The organism is Amycolatopsis sp. NPDC102389 (genome assembly GCF_044765885.1).
Classification (GTDB): Bacteria; Actinomycetota; Actinomycetes; order Mycobacteriales; family Pseudonocardiaceae; genus Amycolatopsis.
Genome location: NZ_JBIWKX010000120.1, coordinates 1 through 7945, shown reverse-complemented (window position 1 = coordinate 7945; position 7945 = coordinate 1). Strand labels below are relative to the sequence as shown.

The 7945-nt window shown below is 67.8% G+C and carries 6 protein-coding genes; all 6 read right to left on the bottom strand.

The genetic code is table 11. The features are described from left to right. Positions 1-493: 493 nt before the first annotated feature. On the bottom strand, positions 494-2404 hold the full coding sequence (locus ACIRGA_RS40590) for a GTP-binding protein (RefSeq protein WP_400952821.1): 1911 nt from the start codon (positions 2402-2404) through the stop codon (positions 494-496). A gap of 136 nt (positions 2405-2540) precedes the next feature. Then, entirely contained in the window at positions 2541-3983 is a 1443-nt protein-coding gene (locus tag ACIRGA_RS40585; protein ID WP_400952818.1) for a glycoside hydrolase family 3 protein, read from the bottom strand. Positions 3984-3986: 3 nt separating this feature from the next. Beyond that, complete coding sequence (locus ACIRGA_RS40580) at positions 3987-4817, bottom strand: carbohydrate ABC transporter permease (RefSeq protein WP_400952815.1); 831 nt, start codon at positions 4815-4817, stop codon at positions 3987-3989. Then, complete coding sequence (locus ACIRGA_RS40575; protein WP_400952810.1) at positions 4814-5800, bottom strand: carbohydrate ABC transporter permease; 987 nt, start codon at positions 5798-5800, stop codon at positions 4814-4816. The genes ACIRGA_RS40580 and ACIRGA_RS40575 overlap by 4 nt, the downstream gene beginning before the upstream one ends. After that, on the bottom strand, positions 5797-7089 hold the full coding sequence (locus tag ACIRGA_RS40570) for a sugar ABC transporter substrate-binding protein (RefSeq protein ID WP_400952806.1): 1293 nt from the start codon (positions 7087-7089) through the stop codon (positions 5797-5799). The genes ACIRGA_RS40575 and ACIRGA_RS40570 overlap by 4 nt, the downstream gene beginning before the upstream one ends. Positions 7090-7388: 299 nt before the next feature. Next, positions 7389-7805 (bottom strand): DoxX family protein, encoded by a 417-nt coding sequence (locus tag ACIRGA_RS40565; protein ID WP_400952802.1) that lies wholly within the window; start codon positions 7803-7805, stop codon positions 7389-7391. Between the last annotated feature and the right edge of the window lie 140 nt (positions 7806-7945).

The window sequence follows — 7945 nt, the reverse complement described above, 5'->3', positions numbered from 1 at the left end:
CCCTCAACCGAGCAGTACGCTACCAACCACTCAACACCAAACTGTCCGACAAGTCCTGAAACACATCTGTCCGTGAGGTCCTGAAACAGCACATGTCGTTCTAACGACACTTGCCACTCACGACCCCGCCACGAAGCTGTACAAAGCGCTCAAATCGGTCGACATGGTAGGGAAGGAGGTGTTGTGAAGGGAGCTTTCGCCGCATCAGATGTGGGGAAAGTTCCCTTCACCCAGGCTCTGCCAGAACTGGCCCCTCCGCATTCAGAGGACGAAATGTGGTGGCGGTCAGCCGTGCAGGGCCGAGGCGATCCGGCCCGCCGCGGCGAAGGACTCCTCCTCCGGTTCCCCGAGCAGGGGCAGCAGGATGACGGATTCGGTCCCGGGCGCGTACAGCGCGCGGATCCGCGCGCCGGGCCAGACTCCTCAGCCGGGCGGCGGGCAGCTCGCGCGGGATCCTGACCCCGAGCCGTGAAACCATGACGTTCTCCGTTCCTCAGACGCGCCGCAGCACGCGCAGCAGATATTCCTTGCGTTCCAACGGATTGTGATCGGTCCTCGATCGTGACGGTGCCGCTCCCCGCACAGGCCGGTAGCCGTGGAAGACGGTCTCCATCGCGCCTTCCCCTCGGGTCGCCGATGGCAGAAGCTGGTGCACCTCATGGGTTTTCGCCGCCGGGATCTCGCCTTCGAGCTCGGCCGTCCCGTCCTTCGTGCTCGTCGTACGCGGGACGGCGCGTGCGTGCGCGAGCAACGCGGTCACCGGACCGAGTGTGTCGGCCGGGGCCGTGAGGGTGAATCGGTGCATCGGTTCGTGCACGGTCGTCCCGGCCTCGCGCAGTGCCGCCATCAGCACCAACGGGGTCAGGTCGCGGAAGTCGCCCGCGGTGCTGGACATGCTCTTGTCGAAGGTGCCGTGGGCGTGGCTTTGCCTGGCGTAGTAACCGGAATGCGTCATCGTCACGACGCAGTCGAGCACCTCCCAGCCGTGGAGGCCTTCGCGCAGCGTCTCCTTCACCGTGTCTTCCACGGCTTTGACGAAGGAGTACGGCATCGAGCCGAGCTCGACCTCCAGCCGGAACGAGATCCCGCTCCCAGGTTCGACGCGCAGCCCGACGGTGGCCAGAAAGGGGTTCGACGCCGTGCCGATGAGTTCGGCGGCCGATCCGGTACCGGAGACGCGTTCGACGCAGATCGTGGTCGTCTCGCTGAAGGTGACGTCGATGCCGTACTCGTCCGCGAGCGTCGCCTGTATGACCTCCTTCTGCACTTCTCCGTACAGCGAAACGGAAGTCTCCTGACGGACCTCGTCGTGCCGCAGGCCGATCAGCGGATCCTGTTCGGTCAGCCGGGTGAGCGCCTGGTGCAGCGGCCCGCGATCGGCCGGGCACACCGGCGAGACGACGGTCTCCAGCGTCGGCGGCGAGAACAGCGCTTCCCGCGCTCGCGCCCGGGCTCCGAGCGCGTCCCCGATCCGGACGTCGAGCCCCGAAAGCTTCGCGATCCGCCCGGCCTCGGCCGATGCCGACGGCACGGCCGAGCCGTTGTCGAAGACGCTGATCGCGGTGACCTTGCCTTCGCCGTCGCCGATCGGGACCTTGTCGCGCACGGCGACGGTGCCGGAGAACAGCCGCACGTAGGCGATCTTCTCGCCTCCTGGAGCGCGTTCGACCTTGAACACCGTGCCGGACAGCGGCCCGTCGACGTCGGGTTCCTTGGCGGGCAACAGATTCTCGATTCCGTCGCGGAGCGCGTCGATACCGGCTCCGGTGATCGCGGACCCGAAATAGACCGGATACGCGAGCCCCTCGGCGACTTTCGTGGCGAGCCCCGCATGGAGGCGCGACGGCGTGAACACGTCCGGGGTGGTGAGGTACTCGGTGAGGAAGTCCTCGTCGAGTGTCGCCAGCAGGTCGATCACCCGATCGGGGTCCATGGGGTCCATCGAGACCGCCGACGGCGTGAGCTTCGCGGTTATCTCACGGAAAACGCGTTCCGGGTCGGCGCCGCGGCGATCCAGTTTGTTCACGAACAGCAGCGCCGGGATGCCCAGCCGTCGCAAGGTCCGCATCAGGACGCGGGTCTGCGCCTGGACACCTTCGACCGCCGAGAGCACCAGGACGGCGCCGTCGAGCACGCCGAGCGCGCGTTCGACCTCGGCGATGAAATCGGGGTGGCCGGGGGTGTCGATCAGGTTGACGGTGACGTCGCCGACGGCGAACGACACCACGGCCGCCTTGATGGTGATGCCGCGCGCGCGTTCGAGCGCCAGCGTGTCGGTCTGCGTGCTGCCGTCGTCGACGCTGCCCAGCTCGCCGATGATCCCGGCGGTGTGCAACAGCCGCTCGGTCAGGCTCGTCTTCCCGGCGTCAACATGCGCCAGAATCCCCAGATTGAGGGTCTTCACGAGTGGTCTTGTCCTTGAGGTAGGCGGAAATTACCTGGTGGAAGGACGTGGACACTCGCAAGACGATCATCTCCTAGGCCGGGAACCGATCCCGCCGACTACAGCATCGACGGGCCGGCCCCGCAACCGAATTACTTCAGGCCAGGTACTCCGCCGCGGCGCGGAGGCTGACGTAGGACCCGCTGAACGTGTCGATCCTCGGGTCGTCGGTCTCCGGCCCCGGCACGCCGGTCTCGACGCGGATGTAGTCCACGCCTGTCTCTCGGAGCCAGCTCAGGAACTCGCGCACCTCGGGGTGCCGGTGCGCCTCGCGCGTCACCACCACGAGATCGCGGGCGCCGTGGACGGCCTCGATCGCGGTCGCGATCCCGTCCGCGCCGACCTTGAGCGCACGGGTGCCGGGCACGAGCCCGGTCAGATGCGAGCCGAGCCCCCACGGCATCGGGCCCGCCGCGATGATCGGCTCGGTCTCGATGTCGATCACGAACGGCGGCCCGGCCAGCTTCGGGGAACCCTGGATCCGCAACGCCTTGCGCGCCGCTTCCAGGCCGAGCTGGTGGGCAGGCGGCGCGATCGGCGTCGAAACCGGGGGAGTGCCGAGCGCGGCGACCCGTTCCGACGCCTCGGCCAGCCGTTCCAGCGGCAGTTCACCGGACTCGACGGCGGCCGCGATGACCGCCGCGATCCGGTTCAGCTCGTCCTCTTCGAACGACACCCCGCCGAGACAGAGCGCGTCGGCGCCGGCGATCAGCGCCCGCACCGACGCCCGGCCGACGCCCTCGGTCTTGCCGAGCTCGCCCGCGACCGCACCCATGTCGAGCGCGTCGGTGATCACCGCGCCGGTGAAGCCGAGCTCGCCGCGCAGGACGTCGGTGAGCGCCTTCGGGTTGAGCGTCGCGGGCAGGTCACCCCAAGCGGGCACGACGAGGTGCCCGGTCATCACCGCGCGCACCCCCGCCGCGATCGCCGCCTTGAACGGGACGAGTTCGAGCTCGTGCAGTTCCGCCTCGGTCCGGGGCAGCACCGGCAGCGCGTGGTGCGAATCGTCGGTCGCCGCCCCGTGCCCGGGGAAATGCTTGGCCGACGCGGCGACGCCGTACTTCTGCAGACCGGTGATGTACGCCGCCACATGCGGTGACGCCTTCACCGGATCCGAACCGAACGCCCGCACCCCGATGGAGGGATCCTCCGCCGCCAGGGTCAGGTCCGCGCACGGAGCGAAGTTGATCGTGACTCCGCAAGCGGCCAGCCGTTCGCCGAGTGCCGCCGCGACCGAGGTCGTCAGCTCGACGTCGTCCGCGGCGCCGAGTGCGAGTGGTCCGGGGATGAACGAGCCGGTGGCGACGTCGAGCCGGGTGACGTCACCGCCCTCCTCGTCGATGCCGATGAGCACGTCGGGCCGTTCCGCCCGCAGCTGCGCGCTGAGCGCGGCCACCTGCTCGTCGTCGACCACGTTGCGCCCGAACAGGATCACGCCGCCGAGACCGTCGGCCACCTTGCGCCGCAGCCAATCCGGCGCGGTGGTGCCGTCGAAGCCCGATACGAGCACGGATGCGGCGAGCTTTTCCGGTGAAGACAACGCTTATCCCTTCACTGCGCCTGCGGTCAGGTTGGACACGAGCTTGCGCTGGACGAGAATGAAGAACACCAGCGCGGGCACGGCGTAGATGACCGACGCCGCCATGATGCCGCCCCAGTCCACGGAAAACGCCGTGCGGAACGAGGAAAGCCACACCGGGAGCGTCTGCTTGTTCTGGTCGCGCATGAACACGAACGCGAACAGGAACTCGTTCCACGCGGTGATGAAACTGAACACCGAAGTGGTCACCAGGCCCGGCGCGAGGAGCGGCAGCGTCACCCGGCGGAAGGCACCCGCCCGGCTGCAGCCGTCGATCATCGCGGCCTCTTCGAGGTCGTACGGGATGCCGTTGACGAAGCCGTAGAGCATCCAGCACGTGAAGGGCAGCGTCGCCGCGAAGTACACCAGCAGCAGCGAGGGCAGCTGGTTGAGCAGCCCGGCGTCGCGCATCAGCAGGTACATCGGGATCAGCAGCGCCTCGAACGGCGCCAGCTGCGCGACGAGCACCAGCATCAGGAACCCCTTGCGCCCGCGGAAACGCATGCGGGACAAGGGAACCGCGGCCAGCACACCCGCGACGAGCGAGCACAGCACCGCGCCGAGCGTGACGATCAGGCTGTTGGCGAGGTACGTGGTGAACCCGGGTTTCGTCAGTGCCGAGACGAAGTTGTCCAACGTCGCCGAGAGCGGGATCAGGTCGTAGTCCGGGGACAGGACCTGGCCCGGCGTCTTCAGCGAGGAGGTGATCATCCAGTACGTCGGGAAGACGAACAGGAGGGCCACGACCACGCCGAGCGTGCCGAGGCCGAGCCGCTGGGACAGGGACTTCCTCATGACAGGTCGGCCTCCTTCGTGCGCACCAGCAGCTGGACGTACCGGGCGGTGAGCAGGATCAGCACGAGCATCATCAGCAGGGCGGCGGTCGCCGCCAGGCCGAAGTGGTTGCCCGCGAGGCCCTTGAGGTACATGTAGACCGGCAGCGTCGTGCTGGCGCCGTCCGGCCCGCCTTGACGGATCGCCCACACCTGGGCGAACAACTTGAAGTCCCACAGGACCGACAGGAACGTGACCATGGTCAGGATCGGCCGGATCGCCGGCCAGCTGACCGCCCAGAACGCCTGCCAGGCGTTCGCGCCGTCGATGCCCGCGGCCTCGTACTGCTCCTTCGGGACGCCGAGGAGCCCCGCGTACAGCGTGAACGCCACGAACGGCACGGCCTGCCAGACGACCAGCAGGCCGATGACGGTGAGCGTGCTCGGGCCGGTGGAGAACCAGGAATGCCCGATGAAGCCCTCGAAACCGAGTTTCGCGAGCGTCTTGTTCAGGATCCCGTACTGCTGGTCGAAGATCCACTGGAACACCGTGGTCGTCGCGACCACCGGCGTCGCCCACGCGAGGATCAGCGCGACTTGCAGGACCACCCGGACCACCGGGTTGAGGTGCCGCATCAGCAGCGCCATGAACAGCGCGAGCAGCAGGGTGATGATCACGACCGACGCGGTGAACACCAGCGTCCGGACGGTGATCTCCCAGAATTCGGGGTCGGACAGGATCGCGGAGAAGTTCTCGAACCCGACCCAGACCATCTCTCCGGAGACCAGCTCACGGAGGTCGAGCTTGCGGAGACTGATCCCGATGAGCTGCATCGTCGGCCAGCCCAGCAGGACCAGGATCGCGACCAGCGCGGGAAGGATCAGCAGGTACGGCGCCGTCCGTTCGCCGAGACGGAGACGCCGGTTGGACTTCGGGCGTTTGATGCGCGGCGATGCCGGCGGGGTGGCCCCCGCCGGCATCGTCACATCCTTGGTCGTGGTCATCCGCCGATGAGCTTGTCGAGCGCTGCGTTGGCGTCGGCGGTCGCCTGGTCGAGCGTCTTCGTTCCGGTCAGGTAGGCGGTCAGCATGTCCTTGATCGGATTCTGGCCGGACTCGACGTCACCCCACTTGGGGCTGGTCGGCACGGCGCGGCCGTTCTTGGACGCCTCGGCCATGACCTTGCCGAACTCGCTGCCGGCGAGGGCGGAGACGTCGGTCGAGGTACCCGGGACGTAGCCCGCCTTGGCGAACTCGGTCTGGTACTTCGGGGTGCTGATCAGCTTGACGTAGTCCTTGGCCGCGGCCGCGTTCTTGCTGTTGGCCGGGATGACCAGGTTCGAACCGCCGAGGAAGACCGGAGCCGACTTGCCGGCGGTCTTGCCGGGGATCGGGAACGCGCCCGACTTCTCCTTGACCGACGGGTCGGTCTTGGCGGCGGTGTCGATACCGCCCGACACGGCGATCATCATCGCGACCTTGCCCGCGCCGTAGATACCTTCCTGCTGCGGCGTCGCTTCGTCGGCGTCCTTCGGTGCCTTGGTGCCGGAAGCTTCGGTGAGCTGCTTGTAGAACTCGAGGCCGGCCTTGGCCTGCGGGGTGTCCAGGGTGGACTTGAAGGACTTGCCGTTGGCCTGCGCGATGTCGCCGCCCTCGTCCCAGATGTAGGACAGCAGCTCGTACCAGTTCTGGCCGGGGTGGTAGAGGGCCTGGAACTCGGGGTCGCTGCCGAACTTGGCCTTGAGCTTGGTGAGCGCGTCGAGCCACTCCGTGCGCGTCTTCGGCGTCGCGGTGATACCGGCCTGCTCGAACATGTCCTTGCGGTAGATGACCTCGCGGTTGGCCGCGTAGAGCGGGACGCCGTAGGTCTTGCCGTCGTACTCGCCGGAGGCCTTGAGGCCCTGGAGCCACTGGTCCCCGTTGAAGTCCTTCACGCTCGACGTGAGGTCGGCGAGCACACCCTGGTTCGCGAACGCGGGGGTCTGGGTGTTGCCCAGCTCGATCACGTCCGGCGGGTTGTCACTGGCCAGCGCGGTGGTCAGTTTCTGCTGGATGCCGTTCCACTGCTGGATCTCGTACTTGACCTTGACGCCGGGGTGCGCGTCTTCGAATTCCTTGTGGAGCGAGTTCGTCAAAGCTTCGGGGGCGGTCCCCGTCATGAGCCAGACCGTGAGCGAGCCGTTCGAGGCCGGAGCGCTCGAATTCGTGCTGTCGCCACTGCCGGAACCGGCGCAGCCCGCCGTCGCGAGGGTGATGGCGGCGGCGCCCGCAGCCATCTTGAGCCAGCGCTTCACTCGTGCCGTCCTTTCGATGCCCGGCCACCATGCCGAGCTCCCACAAAATGGTGTAGACCAATGCGGGCAGCGTGGTACGTACCACTCCGGCTGTCAAGCAGGTGGCCGGTTCGTTGTAAACGAGCCGCAATCTTTCACCATGAGTGAGCGCGTGATCACGCTGATGATCGGAATTCGGCGCTGCCGTCAAGGCCTCGCGAGGCGCGCTGACATGCGGTTTTTCTTTCCCTGTTCCGGTGATCGGAGCATTCGGCGGGCGATCTTTGCGCCGTTCGGTGTAAGGATGGGCGCGCGTTCGCCTAGTGGTCGTCCTCGTCGGCCTCGTGGTCTTCGGGAGGCTCGATCCCGAGCAGCGCGCGGGTCTGATCCTGCAGGAACCACGCCAGCGTCGCGCAGACGATCAGCAGGATCAGCGGGAGGACCGGGCCGCCGTTGGTGAGGATGAACAGCTCCGTGACGCTCGCGCCGACCATCACGCCGGCCAGCAGCAGCGCCGCGGGCCCGCCGAAGCGGGGGATCAGCAATCCGATCGCGCCGCCGGCTTCGAGTACGCCGGTGACGTAGCGGAGCCATTGCCCGAGCCCGATTTCGGCGAAGACCTGTTCGGTGTGCCCGCCCGAGAACAGCAGGTAGCCGCTGTAGAGGAACTCGGCCGCGAGCGCGACACGCACGACCCACAGCGCGATCGAGCCGATCGGCAGGCTTCGTCCGGACATGCCGGGCATCTTTCTCCTGGTCGGCGGGGGTGGCAAGGCGCGGAGTGGGTACAGGTGGTGGGGGGGGGGGGGGGGGGGGGGTAGGCCACCCCCCCCCCCCCCCCCCCCCGGGCGGGCCCCCGGGGCCGCGGGGCCCCGCC

Excerpts from the sequence above, each read along its gene's own strand:
- ACIRGA_RS40580 (WP_400952815.1), bottom strand. The coding sequence starts at position 4,817 with ATGAGGAAGTCCCTGTCCCAGCGGCTCGGCCTCGGCACGCTCGGCGTG.
- ACIRGA_RS40575 (WP_400952810.1), bottom strand. The coding sequence starts at position 5,800 with ATGACCACGACCAAGGATGTGACGATGCCGGCGGGGGCCACCCCGCCG.
- ACIRGA_RS40565 (WP_400952802.1), bottom strand. The coding sequence starts at position 7,805 with ATGTCCGGACGAAGCCTGCCGATCGGCTCGATCGCGCTGTGGGTCGTG.